The organism is Mesorhizobium sp. WSM4840 (assembly GCF_055811755.1).
In genome coordinates this window covers 90,071-111,752 of the sequence record NZ_JBVVQD010000003.1, presented here as the reverse complement: position 1 = coordinate 111,752, position 21,682 = coordinate 90,071, and the positions used below count along the sequence as shown (strand labels likewise).

Annotated in this window: 14 protein-coding genes; 12 read left to right on the top strand and 2 right to left on the bottom strand. The window is 63.1% G+C overall.

Annotation, left to right across the window (positions count from 1 at the left end; genetic code table 11):
• The first annotated feature begins 6 nt into the window (after positions 1 to 6).
• Positions 7 to 11,547, top strand: coding sequence for a LysM peptidoglycan-binding domain-containing protein (locus tag AC0L3I_RS06185; RefSeq protein ID WP_473526306.1), 11,541 nt, complete (start codon positions 7 to 9; stop codon positions 11,545 to 11,547).
• Here the strand turns inward: AC0L3I_RS06185 and AC0L3I_RS06180 are convergent.
• Positions 11,523 to 12,482, bottom strand: a complete 960-nt coding sequence (locus tag AC0L3I_RS06180; protein WP_473526305.1) for a LysR family transcriptional regulator — start codon at positions 12,480 to 12,482, stop codon at positions 11,523 to 11,525. The genes AC0L3I_RS06185 and AC0L3I_RS06180 overlap by 25 nt on opposite strands.
• Before the next feature lie 48 nt (positions 12,483 to 12,530).
• Positions 12,531 to 13,271: a L,D-transpeptidase gene (locus tag AC0L3I_RS06175; RefSeq protein ID WP_473485142.1), complete on the bottom strand. Its 741-nt coding sequence runs from the start codon at positions 13,269 to 13,271 to the stop codon at positions 12,531 to 12,533.
• A gap of 222 nt (positions 13,272 to 13,493) precedes the next feature.
• Between AC0L3I_RS06175 and AC0L3I_RS06170 the strand changes: the two genes are divergently transcribed.
• From AC0L3I_RS06170 to sctT, 11 genes are all read left to right on the top strand, one after another.
• Complete coding sequence (locus AC0L3I_RS06170; protein ID WP_473526304.1) at positions 13,494 to 14,144, top strand: type III secretion protein; 651 nt, start codon at positions 13,494 to 13,496, stop codon at positions 14,142 to 14,144.
• A 20-nt stretch (positions 14,145 to 14,164) separates the two neighbouring features.
• Positions 14,165 to 14,812 (top strand): hypothetical protein, encoded by a 648-nt coding sequence (locus AC0L3I_RS06165; protein WP_473526303.1) that lies wholly within the window; start codon positions 14,165 to 14,167, stop codon positions 14,810 to 14,812.
• Between the two features lie 9 nt (positions 14,813 to 14,821).
• Positions 14,822 to 15,661, top strand: a complete 840-nt coding sequence (gene sctJ, locus AC0L3I_RS06160) for a type III secretion system inner membrane ring lipoprotein SctJ (protein WP_473526302.1) — start codon at positions 14,822 to 14,824, stop codon at positions 15,659 to 15,661.
• Positions 15,658 to 16,281: a SctK family type III secretion system sorting platform protein gene (locus AC0L3I_RS06155; protein WP_473526301.1), complete on the top strand. Its 624-nt coding sequence runs from the start codon at positions 15,658 to 15,660 to the stop codon at positions 16,279 to 16,281. Before sctJ ends, AC0L3I_RS06155 begins: the two co-directional genes overlap by 4 nt.
• Before the next feature lie 5 nt (positions 16,282 to 16,286).
• Positions 16,287 to 16,907 carry a type III secretion system stator protein SctL gene (gene sctL, locus AC0L3I_RS06150; protein WP_473526300.1) on the top strand — a complete coding sequence of 207 codons (621 nt, stop codon included), beginning with the start codon at positions 16,287 to 16,289 and terminating at the stop codon, positions 16,905 to 16,907.
• A complete protein-coding gene (locus tag AC0L3I_RS06145; RefSeq protein WP_473526299.1) occupies positions 16,904 to 18,262 on the top strand; it encodes a FliI/YscN family ATPase in 1,359 nt (452 codons plus the stop codon). The genes sctL and AC0L3I_RS06145 overlap by 4 nt, the downstream gene beginning before the upstream one ends.
• 13 nt (positions 18,263 to 18,275) lie before the next feature.
• Positions 18,276 to 18,737, top strand: a complete 462-nt coding sequence (locus AC0L3I_RS06140) for a hypothetical protein (RefSeq protein ID WP_473526298.1) — start codon at positions 18,276 to 18,278, stop codon at positions 18,735 to 18,737.
• Positions 18,738 to 18,888: 151 nt separating this feature from the next.
• Positions 18,889 to 19,863, top strand: coding sequence for a type III secretion system cytoplasmic ring protein SctQ (gene sctQ, locus AC0L3I_RS06135; RefSeq protein ID WP_473526297.1), 975 nt, complete (start codon positions 18,889 to 18,891; stop codon positions 19,861 to 19,863).
• Positions 19,856 to 20,509 (top strand): type III secretion system export apparatus subunit SctR, encoded by a 654-nt coding sequence (sctR, locus tag AC0L3I_RS06130; protein ID WP_473484984.1) that lies wholly within the window; start codon positions 19,856 to 19,858, stop codon positions 20,507 to 20,509. Before sctQ ends, sctR begins: the two co-directional genes overlap by 8 nt.
• Positions 20,510 to 20,527: 18 nt before the next feature.
• Positions 20,528 to 20,797 carry an EscS/YscS/HrcS family type III secretion system export apparatus protein gene (locus AC0L3I_RS06125; protein ID WP_065006905.1) on the top strand — a complete coding sequence of 90 codons (270 nt, stop codon included), beginning with the start codon at positions 20,528 to 20,530 and terminating at the stop codon, positions 20,795 to 20,797.
• 9 nt (positions 20,798 to 20,806) lie between these two features.
• Positions 20,807 to 21,619 (top strand): type III secretion system export apparatus subunit SctT, encoded by an 813-nt coding sequence (gene sctT, locus AC0L3I_RS06120; protein WP_123148992.1) that lies wholly within the window; start codon positions 20,807 to 20,809, stop codon positions 21,617 to 21,619.
• The last annotated feature ends 63 nt before the right edge of the window (positions 21,620 to 21,682 follow it).

The following is a 21,682-nucleotide window of genomic DNA, read 5'->3' as shown; positions in this document are numbered from 1 at the left end:
TGTTTGATGATCCGCCCGATTAATACCGTCAAGCCGCCGCCGCCCAGGGTCGATCCAAAGGCCAATGCCGAGCAGACTACGCGGCTGCAGGCGGAAGCCACGAAATTGCAAAATGAAATCCGGCTCGCCAACAAGATGGGTGAGGCCGACGCGGCCGCGGGCGCCCGCCAGCGGCTGACGCAGGTCAATGCGGAACTGACGACGGCACAGCCGACTGCCCCGGCGGCGCAACCAGGACCGGTGCCGCCTGCCGCAGTCACCGCAGCAAACGGCAACGGCGGCGCCACCGCCGCGCCTGCGCTTTTCACGACGCAGAATTTCGGCGGTACGCCAAACCTCCTGCTGACCAGTGGTGAGCCCGACGACGGTGGTGTTTCGCCGGAAGTCACCAAGGCGAAGGACATTCTCAAGGAGATCGAGGGCGGCAAAAGCATCGACAACATCGCCGCCGAGCAGGGACTGGCTCCCGAGGATGTGGTGGCGGCTCTGAATGCCGGCGGCATGACGGCGGTAGCGACCGAGCACGCCAACGGCGACACCCGCACGGTGGTGATTACCGCCGGAGACCGCACGATCACCGAAAACCAGGATTATCACCACGGCGGCTACTACACCGAAGTGACCGGCCCCGGCATGCAGGCGACTTCCTCGCCGATCCGGGACGATCTCGGCCGCAAGGAAACCACCAGTGTCGACGCGCAGACCGGCGCGATCACGACCACACTGGTGGACGATCTCGGCGACGGCGCGGTCACCGAACGCACGACCAATCCCCAGACCCGTGAAACCACAACCACCGAAACGAGTGGTGACGGTGCCGTCACCACCACAAGGAACCTGCCGAATGGGTCGACCGTGCAGACGGTGACGCCCGCCGGCGGCCCCGCATTGCCGGTAACCACGGTTACGGCTCCGGGCGGCGAGGTGACCACACTGGCGCAATCGCAAACGGCGGACGGCTCGGGCGTGCCGTTGATCCAGGAACAGCTTGCCGCGGGCAAAAGCATTGACGAGATCGCCGAGGAGAGCAAACTTACGCCGGAGCAGGTGATCGCCGAGCTGAACGCCGCCGGCCTCGAGGTGACGCAGGGCGGTGACCCTGGCGAGACCCTCCAGATCGTCGTCACGGATCCGAATACCGGCAGGACCGTCACCTACAACAATGACTACCATCATGGTTCGCGCTCGGTGACGACCACTGAGGGAAGCACCGAGACGACCGACATGGTCGACGGCAACGGCGTGACCACCCAGATCGAGCGCAACACCGAGACCGGCGAGCAGACCGCCACCATCGTCGACCCCAGGAACAACACCGAAACGACGATCGTCTTCGACAAGGACGGCCGACGCACCGAAACAATCGTAGAGACGCTGAACGACGGCGAGCCGATCGATTACGAGGTCCAACCCGGTGACAATCTGAGCGACATCGCCGAGGCGCATGGTGTGACGCTGGACGATCTCGCCGAGAGCAATCCGGAACTGTTCACCTCTCCGCGCGATCCCGACCTTATTCATCCGGGAGAGACCGTGGTGATCGAGGGTGCCACCAGGACCACCGTCAATGTGACGTTTAACGGCTACACGCTGACCACGTCGCCAGACGGCAAGATTACGCTGACCAACGATACCACCGGCGCCGTTACAGATATCGCGGCCGGCACCGCGCAGGAAGCGTTGGCCGAGTTGTTGCTGGACATCAACCCGAACAGCAATGACCCGGAACAGGCCAAGGAAGACCAGATACTCAAGACGACGCTGGACGGCATATTCGGCGGAGCGACGCCAGAGCTGACCACGGAGGCGCTTGAAAAGCAGCAGGCTGTGGTCGCTGCAATGGAATTATATGGTCGGGGACAAGACGCAACCGGCGCGACTCTCGACGGTGGTCCCACGTCGGTTGGTCCCTACGGGAACCCACCATCAGCCACGGCTCCTTCAGGCGGGAAGTGGGTGCCGTTGCTGGTCGACGGGAGCTGGAAATGGTTCGACCCGGAGGTGGCCAAGGCGATCGCAGCCGAGAACGTGGCGATTGCGAACTTCGGTGAGGCAGAAGCAAAGGCTGCGCAGAGCGCAGCACAGCTCGACGTCTATGCACTTGACCCTGAATTCAAGAACGCCATGGAGGGTGCCGAGTCGACGCTCGACGAGGCGTTGGCGCCTTATGGACTGGATTGGAAGCCGCCCGAGCCGAAGGGCACGCTGGCAGATGCGCAAAGTCGGTTGAGCCTCGCCAACAACGCGCTTGAAAGCGCCAGCACCGCCCGGGCCGAATACGAGCAGGGCCAGACGTCACTTCTCGAAGCGATCGACAAACAGGTAGACCTGCCGACGCTCAGCGATCCCAACCAGACGGCTGTCAGCAGCCCGGATGGCCCCAGTGCCGAGGAAACCAGCCAACAAGGAAAGGCCGCGCACGCGGAGGTCGCCGAGCTCTTTACAAACGTTTCGCTACGCACCGCCAACGGCAACAAGGCCACGATCGATCAAATGATCAGCTCGACCGAGCTGGAGCTGAAGCTTACCGATGCCAAGCCTGGAAGCCCAGAATACACGGCCATCGAAGAGCGGCTTGAAGGTCTGCAAACGCTTCAGGGGGCCGCGGCCAATCAGGTGACCCTGGCCGAGGCATATCAGGAGTATGGGGTTGCACAGGCAGAGGCGGCGGATCTTGCCGTAACCATGGAGCCTCTCAAGCAGCAACTGCTTGCGCAGGCGCAGGAAAGAAACCCGCACCATTTCGATTGGGAAGGCTATACCAATGGACATGGTGACTTTACTGGCAAGATAAAATCGCAGGACATAGTCGAGGAGAACGGTCAGCTCTATGTCGTTACCGTCTATGAGAACGCCACTTTCACCGACGAGAACGGTGATGACACCAACGTACATAAATCTGCCCTGACATATGACCTCAACGACGAGGGTATCAGGGAAGATTTCCGCAACGATCCGCTCAACAAGCAGTGGCAGGAGATGCTGGCCTCGACGCAGGACATATCGTCGGCGCCGGTATGCACAGCCAGCGGCACGGGATCGCAATCGGCGCTGGACGCGGCCAAGTCGAAGATTGTCGGCGTGCAGGTCGACCAGCTTGATGCCGGGCTGAGAGATGCGAAGACGGGGCTCGTCGACGCGACAACGGCACGCGACCAGGCGATCACCGACTACGGGCCGGGAACCGTAGAGGCGCCCGCTGGCACGCTCAAGCCGGGCGAGACGGCGGTGAAGATCCCGGTGAACGGCCGCGACCTGTGGGTCGCGCCGGAAGTTGCCGCGGCCTACGAGGAGCAGGGGCCGGGCGCAATCGGCGACAGCGGCAAGTGGGTCCAGATCGAGATGGACGGCCAGAAGCTGTGGGTGCACCCCGAAGTTGCGGCCGCGGAAATCGATCGAGGCCAGGCGGAGACCGAAAAGAACCAATTGGAGGACTGGGAAGAAAACGTGCGGCCGGCGATGGTGGCTGGGCGCGACTGGTACGCTTTTTCCGCAAGCCACCCCAAGCTTCTCGAATACGGTTCCGCCGAGCATGAGGCGAAACTCAAGTACGAGTATTTTGAAGAACACAAGGACCAGGCGCTGGCTGGATATCAGGTCCAGTTCGAGAACCTCTACGAGGCCGGCTTCACCGGCGAATACGAGACATATACGCCGGACCAACTCAGCACTGCCGTTGGTCAGACCCTCGGGCTCGACGCGCCGAGTGAAGACGTCCAAAAGGTCACCGAAGAAATCACCGACCGCGCCGGCGACGACGCCGAGGTCAAGATCGTGCCGGTTTTCTCCCTCGACGGCGGGAAGGAATCGACGACGGCTTTGTTCGCGATCAAGAGCGGCGGCGACGAAATCGGCTATGTCGACAGCTCGGGCAAATATTACAGCAGCTTTGACGAATTCCAGCACGAGAACCGCATCTTCAGCGAGAAGGGCAATCTGGTCATGGCCAAGGGCGGCGACATGTCGCTCGGCGAGGATGGTTTTTCGCTCGACGAACTGGAAGTGGCCGACGCGCGCAAGGTGGGTTTCTGGGACAAGGCTACCGACATTGGCCTTGGCATCGTCGCCGGTGTCTCCACCATCGTCTCGTTCGTGCCGGGCGGCCAATGGGCGATTCCCATCGCGATCGGCTCCGGATCAATCCTTGGCGGCAAAGCTCTGATCAAAGAGGGTGATCACCTCCTGCAGGGCGGCGACTTCGACAGCCAGTCGGCCTGGAATGTCGCCACCGGCGTAACTGCGTTCCTGCCAGTGGGCGCGGGTGCTCTGCGCACATTCGGCTTGGCCAAGACAAGCCTGTCCAGATCCCAGGCTTTCGCGGGCGGCTTCGGGATGACCCGCATGAAGGATGCCAGCTGGGGCTTCGGCAGATTCCAGGTGAACGTAGAGGAGGCCTCTTATGCTGGTAAGGTCTCGGAGTTTATGCAAAGCGGCAACAAGCTGACCACCGCTGCGTGGAGCCTCGATGCCGGCGCCGTGGTTACCGGTGTTCCGTTGCTCGGCAAATCGGTGGAAGATCTGGCGGCGCATGGCGGCGAGATGTCCCTGCTCGAGCTCGCGAACGCAGTCGTGGGCATAGGCGTCGGCACTGTCGGCACAGGCTTGGGCGGCCGCTCTCTGTTGTCCAACATGCCTGGAACCGGCGGCGCCCGGAATGAAACTCATACGTCGGAGACGGGGCCGCAACCGCGGGCCGTCTACGAAGCCGGCCCCGACGATGTCTACAGGCCCACCGGCGAGCAGGTCATGCCGGATCCAGATGAGATCATCATCGATGGCGACGCGGCCGGCGAAACATCCGGCCAGCAGGGAGCCGGTTTCGGCGCCCGGAACGGTTTTGACAACACGGGAGGGGCTAACCGTCCAACCGGTCCGAGGGCGCTGCCGGCCGGCGAGTCCGACGGTCCGAACCCACCGCCACCCGCGGGCGGCAAGGGTGATCCATCAGGCGACGGACAATCGTCGCGGCCGATGGTCGTGCATGAGCAAGGCACCGACGGCGTCTATCGCCCGACCGACAAGCTGGTCTTCCACGATCCCAGCCACCCCGTCGTCGAGGGGACGGTTGTCAACGTCCACGATGAAGGGCCGAGCGCCCCGGGCGAGCGCGGCGATCCCGAGAATGCCAGCGACCGAGACGCCGAGGGAGCGCGTGAGCAGAATGTGCGCGTCCCCGCCGACGGCGATCCGATTGTGGTTCCGCCAGTCCGCGGCGATGGAACGACGCGCCCGGCCGAGAGCGGCTTGCGGCTCGTCTGGGACCCGGCGACCAAGACGTTCACCGGCATGCCAGGCCCCAATCCCGCGGAATACGTCTACACCAGCGGCAAGGATCCGCAGCAGACGGGCTACCTCGACGGCGCACGCCCTTACGATCCGGCCGTGCTGGCCACCCCGGACGAGGTCCTGCTCCAGTCCGAAACGGAAACACGCGGGGCGGAAGGCACGCGCCCGTTGATGCGCTACACTCTCGGCAACCGCCATACCGGCGAGATGCTTGTCGATTTCAACCTGCCGGAAGGGCAGAGGGTTGTCGCCATACCCGAACCCAAGGCGATCACCGCCGCGCCGGAGCCGGTGCCGGCTCCTGTCGAGCTCGACCCTTCCTTGCCGGTGCTTTATCTCGGCGCCGACGGCCGCTGGACAACCGATCCGAACGCCCGCACGGAGCCACCGGCCGTGACGGACACCGGGCACCCCAGCCGGTTTCGGCCCGACGGCACGCCGATCATCAATCGTTTCTCGTCAAACCCGTACAGCTTCGGCCAGACGTTCAATGCAGTCAAAGCCGGCCTGCGGCGGATCGGCACGCGTTACGCGAATACCGAACCCCGCTATGACTATCCGAAGCTCGGAGAGCTGGTCGACAGCATCTATCACCGGCCGGTTCCGCAGGACGGCGTCACCGCCGGACAGGACATCTATGTCGAGGCCGGCGGCGAATACCTGCCTGCCAAGGTCGTTGTGGCCGGCCCGCAGGCGAGCATGACCCGCGACATCGCCCTGCCGGGCGAGCATGCGACGGATGCCGGCTACCTGGGTTCGGGCAAGACCGTCGAACGCGCCAAGCGCGGGTCGATAACCACGCCGAACGGCCAGATCAGGGTCAACACCCCGGCACGGGAAGTCCATACGTTCGATCCTGCCGACAATCGGGAAGTCAGCCATCGCTCGGCGCTCGGCGAAACCCTGGCCACGATCTTGCCGGCGCTTCCCGACGATGCGGCGACGCCCGCGCCGATGTGGACGCCCGAGCAGCTGGAACTGGTCGGCGACTATCTCCACTCCCTCGAACGTTCCAGCGATCCTGTCGTCCGCGATGCGGTGACCATGACCAGAGTGCAGCTCGGCGGCAGGGGCCTGCCTCAGTCCGGCACGGAGATGACGCAGGCCCAGCATCATGCGCTTGGCGAAATGCTCAACGCCGACCGCAACAGCCCGTTCACCGGCTGCAAGCCGGCCGGCCAGCTTTCGATGAACGGCCTGACGACCCTCCAGGTGTTCAGCGCTCAGGGCAAGCTGCCGCATCTCTCGCCGGGAGAAGTGATCGACCAACTCGGCCTGTCGTCCGACGCCAGGCTGCCCCGCGGCGAGCAGTTCCTTACCGCCGGGGCGCTGCCAGGAGAAGCCGGCTGGACCGACGCCGGCCGCGGCATCGTCGGCGATTACCTCAAGGCTGCGTCACGCTCCACCGATCCGAACCTTGCCGCCGCGGGTAATGCCGCCTCGCCGTTTTTCAAGGGGCGCGCCACCAAGCCCGGCAAGGCGGTGACCGCCGCGCAGCAGGATGCGCTCATGCAGGTCCTGCAGGCCGACAGTGGCAGCACGTGGGTCTACGGTCCGAAGCTTCAGCCGGAGACTTCGTTCAAACCCGCCGGCAAGCTTTCGCCGGAAGGCCGCTACAATGAGAAGGTTCTGTCCGGCCACGACACCTGGACGCCGTATCTTTGGCGACAGATGCGCGGTTACGCCGCCAACCAGCAGAAATCCGCGGACCCCGCGGTCCAGTCGCTCGCGCACGCGCTGGAGAACGCGTTGCCTGCAAGCAAGCCCAGGGCCGGGACCGAGATCAACAGCGAGGTGCCCGTCCTGCTGGAGCGGTTGCTGGGTGCCGACAAGGCGAGTTCTTGGCGCGCCCCGACATTCTTCACCGATGCACAAGGGGTCTGGCGGTCCGACCGCGCCACCGTTTCCTGGTTCCTGCAGGAGCACGAAGCCAATGTCCTGGGCGGCCCCGTGCTGAACGACATGGTGACCAACGGCGCCTTGCTGGCTGCCGGGTGGATCCTCGGCCCCGACGGCCGCACCGTCACTCTCGGCGGATCGATGCTCGGCGTCGGCATCAAAGTGCCGCTGCCCAGCCGGCAGGTCTATGGCGAACTCAGCCTGAAGAACAACGGCCCGAACGGCACGGGCTTTCTGCTCCCGGTCCATCCCAACGACGCGAAGGGCCAGAAACTTTTCGTCAATGGATACCGGCCGAATTTCGCTTATGACGAGGCGGCGGCTCCCTCCGCCCGGTGGGTCGCCTCGGCGCCGATGCTGTCGAAGAACACGTTCCAGAGCGAAAGCGCCTTTGGCGCTTCGATATCCCTGGCTGGCTTCTCTCTGAGTGGGGCCTACGTCAATCGCACGCTGCGCTATCTCGGCGGCGAAGGCGGCCGGCCGGGATATACGCACAGGGAGCCTGGCCCGCTCAGCCAACGGGCAGCCTCTTTCTGGGAGGAGGCGACGAGAGGTGGCGCCAGCCACTATAGCTCCGAAGGCAAGGTGCCTGGTTTCGAGGATCGTCTCCTCTACCGCAACTACAACGTCATTGCGCCCGTCGGAGGCGGCAAGCAACCCTGGCGCGGCACCCCCGCCTTCGAGGGCGTTCCGCGCGAGACGGGCGCCGGGCCGCTCAACCGCCTGGACCGCAAGGACCACGGCGCCGGTCTCGCCGTGAACTATAGCCAATGGCCGGTAACGACGGTGGAACTCGGCTCGGTGAGGAAGGACCTTGTCCCGCATGCCCGTACCGCCCGCGCCCACCCCGGATCCTCCGAAGGCGCGCAAAAGGTTTTCTCCGCGCTGGACACTTCGGGAGGGCAACTGACGCCGGACGTTCTGCAGCATCTCGACGCCTATCTCGCCGAAGTTGCGGCATCGCCGCACGGCGATTTAAGGTTTGCTGGTCAGCGCGTGTTGGATGTGTTCCCGGAACTGGGCGTGGCGCCATATCCGGACCAACTCGCCTCCGCCGGCGGACGACCAGACGGCATGAGCAGGCCCGCCTGGAAGGCGTTGCGGCAACAGCTGGACCAGCAGGCCCGCAGCGAACTGACGCCCACGCAGGCCCATTACCTCAACCGGCTGCTCGAGCAGGATGTGCTGCACAATTCGCCGCCGACCCCGCCGGCACTTGGCTCGGGGCCGCCGGATGGCACCCCGCCGGCACTCGGTCCGGGACCGTCGCAAAAAACGCTGCGGATCGTCGACGAGAATGGCGAAACGGCCACCGTGAGGTATCTCGGGACGCCGCCCAAGAGCGCGGAGAACGTATACGTGCCGCCTGCGGATGGCCCGCAACTCCGCAGCGACGACCCGGCCTTGGCTCACAAGTCGCATATTCTGCATCGCGATCCGGAAACCGGGGAGCCGGTCGTGCTGCCCTGGATACGTGGTGCTTCCGATGACCATGTGCCGGGGAGCCTCGGGCATCCCGAGGAAGGCAATCTGCCGGTCGACGGCGCCGGCGACCCTGCAAGACCCTTGCGCGGCAATGTCGGCCCCTATGTTTTCCGCGCCGATACACGTGCGCCGAGCGAGATCAGGGACGCGGGCGGCTTCTCGCCACCGCCGCCGACAGGAATCTGGGTGGACAATCCGCAAGGCATCGTCCTGAGCAACTATGTGCTTGGCAATACCCATGGCCGTTTCGTCGGCACCAGCCAATCGATCTCGGGCGCCAAGACCTTCGTCGCGGAAGAGTCACGGGCCGCGCGGCAGCAAGGCTATACCTATCTCTATACGCTCAGTCCGAGCAGACCGCGCCTCCACGTCCCGACTGAGTTCGAGGCGATGGGCCGGCCCGTCAGCGACAGAATGGCTCGCGTCGACGAGACTGCAATCGACGGTAGCATCCCATGGAACGAGGTCCATGGCTGGCGGATGATGGATCCGGACGGGAACTTCGTCGGTGAGTTCACGCGCAATGACGATGCCGTCGCGCCCGGCGGATCAACACAAAAACGCCCGCAGGTGATCTTGCGGCCGGCCGACGAGTTCTGGGATGCGCCAGCCCAGGCCGAAGCACCGCCGCCGGTGGCCGAGGTGGTCGGCAACGAAACCCCAACCGTGGCTGGCGAAATGCCGCAGGCGGCGAATAGTGCCGCCGAAACGCCGACAGCCGCGACATGGCCGCCGGCCCCTGACCGGGGAAGGGTGGTCTTTGACTCTGCCAGCGGAAGGATCGTCAGCCTTGAGCTTCCGGTGAGTTCCGCAGCGGAGCCGGGATTTGCCGAACCCGTGCGGGCGCCGACCGGGCCGGAGGTCAGAGCGCTTGCAGCCGATCAGATTTCCGAACTCACCGGCACGCAATTGCACGCCATCAAGCCGGCGCACATCGCCAAGCTGGCGCCTCAGCAGGTGGCTGCACTCAGCCCCGAGCAGATCGGGCAACTGACGTTCGATCAACTTGCCGCACTTCGGCCGACGCAGTTGCGGGCTCTGGGTGGCGAACAGCTCCAGGCGATCAGGCCAAGCAGATTGCAGGCTGTTGCCCCTGGCCGGATCACCGGCTTGCGGCCGGATCAGGTCGCGGCCTTCTCACAGGAGCAACTCGCCGCCCTGACCACCGAGCAGGTGCGCAAGCTGACGCCCGACCAGATCGCCAAGCTCAGTGATGAGCAGCGCAATGGCCTTACGCCGGAACAGGTCGCCGCCATGAGACCTGCCCAATTCAGCCATCTCGGTGCGACGCAGATTGCGGCGCTGGACCCGGCTCTCGTCGCGGCACGCAATCCTGCGACGATGGCAAAGCTGTCGCCACGCCACATCGCAGCACTGACGCGGGAGCAGCTTGACGCTCTGACCATTCACCAGATCGAGGCGCTGACGAAGCAACAGATAGCGGCGCTGACGCCGAAGCAGCTTGGCGAGTTGAGCCCCGGCCAGTTGCGCAAGTTCACGCCCAGGCAGTTTACCTGGATGCCGACGGAGCAAACGAACGCGCTATCCGTGCTGCAGTTGACCACCTATCGGGCAACCCACAAGAAGGTCATGACGCCGGATCAAACTGCTGCCGTTGACCAGGCGCTGACCCTCGCCCGCCTCAAGGAGAACGCGCAGTTGGTCGCGACCTTCGGTCCGATGGCCGGCTCCTCCTACACGGTATGGCAGATCTTGCCACCGCATTGGGCCGCGACGGCTGCGGGCGTGGCGTTCGGCGTGCGCGGCATCGTCTTCAGCGCGCAATCGGTCTTTCCGAACGCCACGGCAAATCACAAGCCGCTGGGACGCGCCCTCAATGCCGCGAGCGGGGCGTCGTTCATCTTTTCGTCTCCAGGCTCGGCCGCCGGGCTGCTGCGCGGCGACAATGTCGGGGTGAACGGCTCCTTCTCACTGGGCAATGTGGTCTACGGCACGAAATCCGCGCTGCAGTCGATCGCCGGACGCCCGGTGTTGCGGAACGTGGCCGAGCATCTGGCCGGTCCCGGTTATGTCTTTGGTTCCCTTCTCTACACGGCACAGAACCTGCACTCGCCGCTGGCCGCGACGGCGGGCGCCTTGTTCACCGTCGGCAGCGCTGAGTTCTGGGTGTCGGCCGCGCGCACGGATCTGCTCAATCGCCGGGCCGTGCCAAGGACGGACGAGCAGATCGACGCCCGCGCAAAGTCCGACGCGCGCTGGGGGATCGCCGATCGCATCGCGCTAGGCGTGACCTTCGGCGTCGGTATGCTGCTGTTTGCCTGGGATGCGCTGGACGACCAGCCATGGAACAACACCGGCAAGACGCCGGCAACCGACCCGACTGCGCCGGGCAACGACCCTTCCGGCGTCGATGGCGCGCCTCCGGACGAAAGCACAGAGCAGCCTGATCCCGGGACGCAAACCCCGCCGCAGGACTTCCCGCAGCTCGCCGTGCTGGCCGATGACGGCCTGAATTTGCGGGCGCAGCCTGACGGGGATTCGACCGTGGTGACGGTTCTGCAACCCGGCACCTTCGTCGAGCAGACCGCCGGGCCTTCGACAGACCAGTCAGGAGACGCCTGGATACCGGTCGAGGGTTTCGGGCCGGACGGTGACATGCATAGCGGCTGGGTTTCCGGCGACCATGTCGAGGCGCATGCCGACGGCAGCAGCAATGCTGCGGGCCGCACCAATCCAACGCTGGAGAAAGACGGCTACCAGTGGGTCGAGGTCAAGAACGGCGACAGCATTCGCCTGATCGCCAGGACCCATTCTGCGGATGTGGCCGAGACGGTTGTGCTCAACATGGATCATATCCTGAGCCCGGATCTGATCTTCTCAGGCGACCGCATCTACCTGCCGGCCACCTTGGGTTGAGAAACCGCGGGCCTGAGCTTGTCGGTTCTCGCAGCATAGGCATGCGCAACGCAGCCGGCCAGCTTTGCCGCCCGCTCCGCTATCGGATTGGAGGGTTCGGAAGAGTAGGAGGCGGTAAACTGCAGGTCGGACGGGTGCCATTCGCATTCTACGACGCGCAGTTTACCGCTTGCGATATAGTCTTGGACGACTTCCTCAGGCAGCGAGGCTATTCCGATTCCGTTGAGCGTCATCTTGATGGAAGCGGCCAGCGAATTGGCCGGAAAGATGCGCGGCGTGTCTTCGAATTCGCCGGTGAGCTTGCGGTAGAGTTCGCTATAGGGTCGCGTGGTGCGCGCATAGCTGATGATAGGAAACTGCATCAGGTCGTTCAGCGTCACCTCGCGTCGGTTGGGCAATTCCAACTGCGGCGAGCAGACCCAGACAAGAGGAAAGGACGGCATATCGATATTCTCGATGCTGTACTCCAGGACAGGGCCCATCAGCACCGCAAGATCGAGCCGGTGTGACATGAGTTCGTTGCGAAGGGTCGTCGTTGCATCGACGACGATATCGGTATCGACAAGCGGAAAGTTTGCCTTCAGTGCCGTGAGGAAATCCGGCAGCCAGGTGTGCACGATCGTTTCGGCGACCCCAAGCCTCAGCACCCTCGTCGTCTCTGAAGTCTCTGAAAGAGAGCTGGCCATCAGTTGCAGCCGCTCCGCGACGCGCAGAACCCGTTGGGCAGGTGGTAAGAGCCGCTGTCCCTCGGCGGTCAGCCTGACTGTGCTGCTCTGCCGCTCGAACAGCTTGGTGCCAAGCGCTTCCTCCAGCCCGGCAATTCGGGTGGACACCGCCGGCTGCGTGGTGTTCAGGCGTTCAGCCGCCCTGCGAAAGCTTCCGAACGTCGCCACCAGGAGAAAGGTTTCGAGCTGCTTGATGTTGAAAGGTATCACGACGGCAGGTCACTCATTTGCGGGCTTTCGGGGAGGGGGCGTCGACCATCAATGCCGTACAATGATCTGGGCACCGATCTTCACTCGGTTATAAAGATCGATAACATCCTCGTTGGTCATGCGAATGCAACCGGAGGAGTTGGCCTGTCCGACGGTCCATGGCTGGTTGGTGCCGTGGACGCGATAAAGCGTGTTGCCGATATACAATGCGCGCGCCCCCAATGGGTTGTTCGGTCCTCCCTCGACATGCGCGGGCAGGAAGCGGCCTTTTGATGCTTCTCTGGATCGCATTTCGGCCGGCGGCCGCCAATCTGGCCAGTTCTTTTTGCTTGAAATCGTGTCGCGGCCGGACCACTCCAATCCCTCCTTTCCAACGCCTACCGCGTATCGCAGCGCCCTGCCGCCCCCCAAGATGTAGTAAAGCCGCCGCTCCGGGGTGTTGATGACGATCGATCCCTTCGGTTGAGCCTCGCTGAAATGCACGATCTCCCTAGGAATTGCTGACCAGTCGGGCCGGATTTCTTCGTCCGAAGTCTGGTCGGGAGCGGAAGGGGAGACCAGCACATTTCTTGCCGGATCGTAAGTCCAGCTTCGTGGGTCGTAACCGCTATTCGATTGGGCCTGCGCCGGCGCCATGGCGGCAATCGACGTGGCAGCAACCAGAACTGATGCACACAATCTCCGGATAAGGCACGGGCTCTGGATCAGGCGCGGCGTGACCCGTACTTTGCGTCCCGCAACCTTGACGGGAACAGGCAAGTTCGCAAGCAGGATCAAGATTGCCGCCACCAAGAACGATCCTTCTGCATCCAGGCGTTCAGCCGGCGATCACCTGATTCCAGCGCGCACCATATCGCTTTGCTGGCGGTTCGCAACATTTGGCACCAAATGCTAATGCGCAATCCAATTGGACTTCCAATTCTGCGGTGTGCACGATAGAGTGAATCGGCGGGTAAACCATGAAACCAGCGACGCGGGCCATCGCTCGTGCGTCCCTTTTCGATAGGACCGATGTTGACGGGACGCGATAGCTGCCATGCGGATCGGTGCTCGGGAGCCAGGGCTGCTTTCGTCGCCTGCGGTCTTGCGACGATCCTGGCGTTCGGTCTTGCCTCGTCGCGGGCCAACGCCGCCGAACCGCGGTGGCCTGCCGGCCCGTACAGATACATCACCGTCGATCAGTCGGTGGCCGATGCGCTGGTCGAGCTAGGCCGCAACATGCGGGCGCCCATGCGTGTCAGCAAACTCATAAAGGGGCGTTTAAGCGCCGGCATGCCGGTTGGAACCGCCCGCGACTTCCTGCAAGAGATCTGCAATCGATACGGGCTGGTCTGGCATTTCGATGGCATCGTCATGAACGTCGCGACCGAAGCCGAGGTCCGGACGGAAATGATCGCGCTTGATGCCAACACGGCTGCCGGTGCGGAAGATCGGCTTTCGCGGCTGGGGGTCATCGACCCGAAGTTTCCGATCAAGGTGTCCAGGCAAGACGATGTTGTCTCGGTATCGGGGCCACCATCCTATGTTGAACTTGTCAGGAAAACACTGGGGGTTCCTGCGGCGCCGAGCACCAAGCCGGATCCTGGCAAAGTCGTTCCGGTCCGCGTTTTCCGCGGAAGGCAGGCGGAGGCGAAGAATGTCCCCTCCGGCAAATCGAACTAAGCAAGCAGGAGGGCAGGTTCATGCAAATCGCGCCGATTGGAGCCCTGGAAGCTACACTGGCAAACTTGACCACCAGCATAGCTTCGCAGCAGCAAATCACCACCGGCACGGCAACGCAGCCGGGTAACCGGATGGTGGGTGCCAATCAGGAAAAACATGATGCCGCGAAGGTTGCCATGCCTGAACGCGGTGACGTCGCCGCGCGGGCAGGCCAGCAGGTGGCGCAGGCATCTTCGGGAGCCAATCCGGCAATGGCCGGACAATCCTCCAAACTGGAAAAGACCGCGCCGGTCGCCGAACACAAGCTCTTCGACTATCTGGCCGAGGTGGAGAAGGCTGGGGGCGGGGCGCTCACGGATCCGTCTGCATTGTTCGGTTCTGCGGTTCAGTCGCTGGAAGGGACCATGCAGCAGGTGCAGAAGGCGCTTGGCCAGGCAAATGCCCCCCAGGCAAATGCCTCTGTGAATGCTGAAACAGCCACCATGCAGGATGGCGCCGGCAAGACCGCCCCGTCAGGCAAGGAAGACGAAAACGCTACCGCAAAAAATGCCGAGCAACTGCTCGAACGATCCATTTCGGTGATGTGGGCAGCCGCCAATCTCGAAGTGGTCACGAGCAGCGTAACGGCCGTTACGTCGTCCACCAGCACGCTGATCAAGCAACAGTAAGCCTACGGAGTGTTCGTGCACACGATATCCTTGCCGCGGCGGTCAACGCTATTGAATCGATGCGGCGTCCGGTGCCGCGTCGCGCTCGTCGTGGTGAGCATGCTTGTGCTCCAGGCGTGCTCGGTTGAGTTGTATTCCAACCTCAACCAGCGGCAGGCCAACGAGATCGTGGCCACGCTGATGCGTCACGGCATCCCGGCCCAGCGCGAGGCGGGCAAGGACGGCAAAATGACGGTTTCCGTACAGAAGGACCGTTTCGCCGAAGCCATGGCGATTCTCGATGAAAGCGGGTTGCCCAAACAGGAATTCCAGACGCTCGGCGACGTGTTCAAGCGAGACGGGCTTGTATCCTCGCCGGTCGAAGAGCGTGCGACGATGATTTATGGCCTGAGCCAGGAGCTGTCGCAGACGATTTCGGACATCGACGGCGTGCTTTCTGCGCGCGTTCATCTCGTCCTGCCCGAAAACGATCCGCTGAGACAGCGGCTGGTCCCATCGTCCGCCTCCGTCTTCATCCGGCACCGCGCATCCGTTCCGATGAATGAGCTGATCCCGCAGGTCAAGATGCTGGTGGCCAAAGGCATCGCCGGGCTGACTTATGACAATGTATCCGTCACGCTCATTCCGGTGACCGCGGCAGTTCCCGAGCACGCAACCGGCGAGTCAGGTTTCACAACGTTCCTCGGCCTCTGGCTGCATCCCGACAGCGTCGTCGCCGCGATGTGGCTGTTTTACGGCATGACGGCGGCACTATTGGCGCTGGCTGCCCGCCTGGCTTACGTCCAGTGGTATCGACGACCCGGCGTTTATGCGCTCGACGCGTCGGCCATGCCGGTGAAGAAGACATGATCCAGACCGGCTCGAAGCAAACTGCCAGCCCGGAATGGCAGGCATTCATGGCCAATCCCGCTGGCTATGCGGATGCGGCCCGGCTGGCGCAATGCTTTGACGGCTCGATCGGCGAGGCTGCCTGCGAGCGTATGTTGCGGTCGCAGCGCCTGCAGGAGCGATTGTCGGAGCTTCTGCTCGATCGTTACGGCCTCAGCGGCGCCGTCTCCAACGAACCAGCCGATGAGATAGACCGGGCGATTGCTTTGTCGTCGGGAGAGGAGGTGGAGGACCTTGCGCTTCGCGCCGGCGCGATCTACTGGGCCGGCAGTCTGGCCGCCGTCATCGATGGACGCCAGGCCGCCGCGTTGCAGGCAGCACTCGGTGCGGAAATCTGCGCTTTCGCAGTCGCCAACCGCGATCTGGCCGGTCCTATGCAGCCGTTGGAGCCCCTTGAAGACATTCATAGTCGTGTCCATGCCGACGGCCTGCGTTGCCTTGGCGCCTGGTGTCAGGCGATGCCGGGCGAAACGAGCATGCGGGTCCGCCTCAAGCTGATGCCGCATGCGCTTGTTGACCAGCCAACAGCCGAACCATTTGCCGAAGCTGGTCCGGCGATTGTTCGACGGGCGATGGGTTAGGCGAGATGGTCGAACCGGGCAAAGCGACCACTGCCGTGCCGAGGCGCCCCGTCGCCCGCATCCTGCGCGCTGCCGAGGCACGCGCCTGGCAGGATGGGCACGCTTTTCTCGACGAGGCCAGGCGTGATGCGCAGCAGTTGCGTGACGCCGCTCGGCGAGCCTATGCGGCCGAATATGCGCAGGGCTATGAGGACGGCAAGGCGCAAGGCGACGCGGATGCCGCGCGTTTGGTGAGCGAGACGGCGGTCAAGGTCGATCGCTATCTTGGTGGGCTGGAAGCCGAAATCACTAGCCTGGCGCTCGATGTGGTCAGGCGCGTGCTGGGAGAATTCGACGTCAGCATGCTGGTCGCCAAGGCGGCCGCGCAGGCCGTCGCTGAAATTCGCCGTGCCAAATATCTGAAGGTCCGAGTTCATCCCGCTTCCGTCAACAGGGTTCGCGACGAACTGAACGCGGTCCTGCGCGAGAGTGACTTGGGCATGACGGTCGAGATCGACGCGGACGATACGCTGGCGACGGGCGCCTGCATCCTCTCGACCGACATTGCCGTCATCGACGCCAGCATCGAGGCACAGCTCGACGCCATTGCCGCTGCGATTTCATCAAAAGCCGAGGCGGCAGCATGACAAGTCCCGCCACCAAGATCGAGAGCCGCCTCGCATCGATCGTTCCGAACCTGCGTTCCGGCCTGCGTGACGATGCCAGCCGACCCAGGAGAGGGCGTGTACGGCGAGTGACCGGCACGGTCATTCACGCGACGGTGGAGGAGGTTCGGATCGGCGAGATCTGCGAACTCGTCGATCCCAGGAACGGCACGGCGACCAAGGCGGAAGTCGTCGGGCTCATGGACGACATGGCGATCCTTGTTCCGCTTGGCGATCTCACCGGTCTTTCAAGCCTTACGGAGGTTATTGCGACCGGAAAGACCCAAACGGTGTCCGTCGGCCCCGGCCTGCTTGGTCGGGTGATCAGCGCGTTCGGCGAGCCATTGGATGGCAAGCCGCTTTCGCCGGATGGCGTTGCCGGCAGCTATCCCGTCAATGCCTATCCGCCATCGCCGCTGGAGCGCAGTTTGATTTCCGAGCCTATCCAGCTCGGAATCCGCGCCCTCGATGGGGTTCTCACCTGCGCGCGTGGGCAGCGCGTCGGTATCTTCGGCGAGCCTGGCGTCGGCAAGTCGATCCTGCTTTCGGATATCGTCAGCGGCACCGACGCAGATGTTGCCGTGGTTGCGCTTGTCGGCGAACGCGGACGTGAAGTGCGCGAATTCATCGAGTATCAGCTTGGGCCGGAAGGGCTGGCGCGCGCAGTCATCGTCGTCGCGACGTCCGACCGGCCGGCGATCGAGCGCGTCAAGGCCGCTTATGTGGCAACCAGCATTGCCGAATATTTTCGCGACCAGGGCAAGCATGTGTTGCTGGCAATGGACAACATCACGCGCTTTGCCCGTGCGCAGCGCGAGATTGGCCTCGCTTCAGGCGAGCCGCCGACGCGTCGCGGTTTTCCGTCTTCGCTTTTTGCAGTTCTGCCCCGATTGCTCGAGCGCTCAGGGCCTGGCCGCGTCGGCTCCATTACAAGCCTCTACAGCGTTCTTCTGGAGGGCGATGGCACGCTGGATCCGGTTGCCGAAGAAATCCAGGCGCTTCTCGACGGCCACGTCTTTCTGTCGAACGAGCTTGCGCAGCGCAATCATTTCCCGGCCATCGACGTGCTGCGCAGCCGCAGTCGCCTCATGGACACGGTGGTGCCGGCTGAGCATCGGTCGGACGCCGGCCGCTTACGGGAGTTGCTCGCCCGCTACGCCGACGTCGAATTGCTGCTGCGCGTCGGCGAATACGAAAAGGGCAGCGATGCGGTGGCGGACGAGGCGGTGGCGAAGATCGACACCATCAACGCCTTCCTGCGACAGCCGTCCGCCACCCACGAAACAATCGAGCAGACACGCGAACGCATGCGGGGGATCGTCAATGAAGGATCGTGACATGATCGCACGATTGCGCGACCTCAGGCGCCACGGTGAACAGCGCGCAAACGAAGCGGTCATCAGGAGATACGCCGCTGCGCAGCGGGCCGCCGGGGCGGTTCGGGAGGCAGCCGCCGCGGTCAGGGAACACCTCCAGCGCACAGCCGACGCCGAGGATGCGGCGTTCGGTTCGCTTGTTGGACAACCGGTGAAGGCCGCCAGCCTTTACAGGCTTCAGGGACAGTTCGAGATCGCCGCCAGGCAAACCGAGCAGCTCCGGGAAAACCAGAAGACGGCCGGCGTCACCGAACAACGACGCAAAGCCGAGTTATCGGCAGCCCGCAATGATCATCGCGCGAGCATGAAGGCCGTGACGAAGCTGGACGGGCTGTTGGAGCATCTGACCAAACGCACTGCGCGTCGTCGCCTGGCGCTGGCCGAGCTTTCCGAGGAAGACGAGCGCCGTCCGCTGCGCTTGCCCACAGAACGATAGTCCAATCCGTGATCGTGAATATGGGAGTGTGATGCCTCAGGCCTTGGCGTCGGCAAAAAAGAAAGCGCGCGCAGAACCGGTCAGACGCACACGCTCGAGCGTTGGCGAGCCGCTGACATTGGAATCTGTTGCGGCTGGGGAGGTTGAGGCATTGAACGCCTTCTACCGCCGTCGTGCTCCCGCGCAGATCACGATTGCCGGGAAAACCATGGCGCTCGCGGCCGTCTGGCCGGCACCGAACCCTGTGGACCAGCCGTTGTGCACGATTGCGTTCACAGTCGCAGACACGGCGGGCAAATTGCGCCTGCCGCTTTCTCTTGTCGAACGGGGCCTTGCCAAGGCTGACGAGTTGATCGACGTGAAACGACTGGCACCCGCTCATGCCGCACTGCTGTTGGAATCCGTATTCGAAGAAGATCTCGAATGGATCGAGAGCAAGCTGGGCGAGACGATCGCCATCACGTCGGTCGAAACAAAAGATACCGGTTTGAACGAAACCGCGTTGGCTTTCGTCCTGAGCGGCAAGGACGAAACCATAGGTTGCGCCTTGCACACCGACAGCGTCGATCTGGCGGTGCGGGCCGGGGGCTTTCTCGACGCGATCGGCAAAGCAAGACCCCCGCTTCCTGCGGAATTCCCGTTGCCGGTCTGCCTTTGGCGCTACGCACTTACAATCAGCCATGGTGATCTCAAAAGCTTGCAACCTGGCGATGTAGTGCTTTTCGATGACGAAGAGGAAGAGGCGGCATTGGTCATTGCCGAGCGCCTTTATGCCCCGGCCGTGCTGACTGCCAGCGGGCTGCAACTGCTTGCCGCCCCGACTGCAATCGCTGGATCGAAATGGGAGTGGACCATGAATCAGAACCCGCCGCCGCACGCCGACCAGACACTGGAAGAGGCAACTCTGGACCAACTGCCGGTTACGCTTGCCTTCGAGCTCGGCCGCACGGCAATGCCTCTCGGCGAGGTAAGGCAGCTTGCGCCCGGTGCTATCGTTCCGCTCGCCAATGTGACGAAGGAGACGGTCGACATCATCGCCAATGGTAAACGCGTCGGCCGTGGCGAGATCGTGCGGATTGGGGAGAGCCTGGGCGTGCGGGTCGCCCGCACGTTCGACAATGCTTGACAATTCGCCCAACCTGCTTGGGATCCTGATTGCCGTCGGCTTCGTCGGTTTGCTGCCGCTGGCAGTCGTCACCATGACCGGGTTCCTGAAAATCTCGGTCGTGCTGTTCCTCATCCGCAATGCGCTCGGCGTCCAGCAGATGCCGCCCAATCTGGTCCTCTACGGCATAGCGCTCGTGCTTACGGTCTATGTCACGACGCCGTTGCTGAGCGAGATGACGGGCCGGCTTCAGGAAGGGCAGGTTCAGTTCCAGAGTACGGACGACCTCGCCAGGGCGGCGCAACTGGTCAGGGAACCATTACAGCAGCACCTCATCAAATTCACGCAGCCGGAAGAGCGGCAGTTCTTTCTTGACGGAACGAACCGCCTGTGGCCGGAACAGGCACGTCAAAATCTGAAAGACGACGATCTTTCGATACTAGTCCCTGCCTTTGTCGCGTCCGAGCTTACGCGCGCGTTTGAAATCGGCTTTCTGCTTTATCTTCCCTTCCTCATCATCGACATCGTTGTTGCGAACATCCTGATGACGCTCGGCATGATCATGGTCTCGCCGGTCCTCATTTCGATCCCGCTGAAACTGTTCCTTTTCGTCGCCATAGATGGCTGGTCGCGGCTGATGCACGGCCTCATCCTGAGTTACGTCTGACGCCGCTAGGAGGTTTGCATGAGCAATGACTTCATCCTGGCGAAGGTCCAAAGCGCGCTTCTGACAGTGCTTTTCGCGTCGAGCCCAGCGATCATCGCGGCGATGGCCGTCGGCATCCTTGTCGGGCTTGCCCAGGCGCTGACGCAAATTCAGGACCAGTCCCTGCCGCAGACGATTAAGCTCGTCGTGATCCTGCTAGTCATCATCGTCTTCGGCCCGCTGCTTGGCCAGCAGATCGCCGAGCAGGCCTCAACGGCGCTGGACGAATTCCCCGTCGTCACGCGTTGAGGCACGCAGATGCCGGTCGAACCATTCTTCGCGTCGGTCAAAGAGCTTCAGTTCTATCTTTTGGCCGGAGCTTTCGCGCTCGCACGCATGACCGGATTCATGCTCCTGATGCCGCTCTTTTCGCGTGTGCCGCTATCGGGCCTTTTGCGCAACGGCGTTGCTCTGGCGCTGGCGGTTCCGGTCTTTCCGATGATCGTGAACAAGCTGACGAACACTGACATCGCGACGACGATGATCGTCGTGTACATGCTCAAGGAGGTCGTGGTCGGGGTAACGCTCGGGCTGGCGATGGGCATACCGTTCTGGGCGGCCGAGGCTGCCGGCGATATCCTGGACCTGCAGCGGGGCTCCACCATGGGGACTCTGATCGATCCGATGATGACCCATGAGACGAGTGCCACCGGCACCTTGCTCGCCGTCATCATGGTCACGATCTACCTGGCTGCCGGCGGCCTCGAACTTTCCTTGACCAGTCTCTACGACAGCTATGGCCTGTGGCCGATCGACCAACTTCTGCCTGTGTTCAGCAAGGATGCAGCCGGCATCTTTCTCGATCTGCTGAACCGCATTCTGATGATGGCATTGACCCTCGTTTTTCCGCTCATCATCAGCATGCTCTTGTCCGACATTGTGCTGGCCTTCTTGGCGCGCGCCTCACCGCACCTGAATGTTTTTGCGCTTTCGCTGATCGTGAAGACGCTGGTGTTTAGCCTCGTCTTTGTACTCTATGCCGCTTTCCTGCTCTTCTACATGAACCGAGACCTTGGCTTCCTGCACGAGGCAGGCCGACAGATAGAAGCGATCGGCTGCCGCAGCTGTTAATGACACCATGCAGATTTGCGCAGGCGTCGGTCCTAAATGAAGCGATCGTTGGCCGGCCAATAA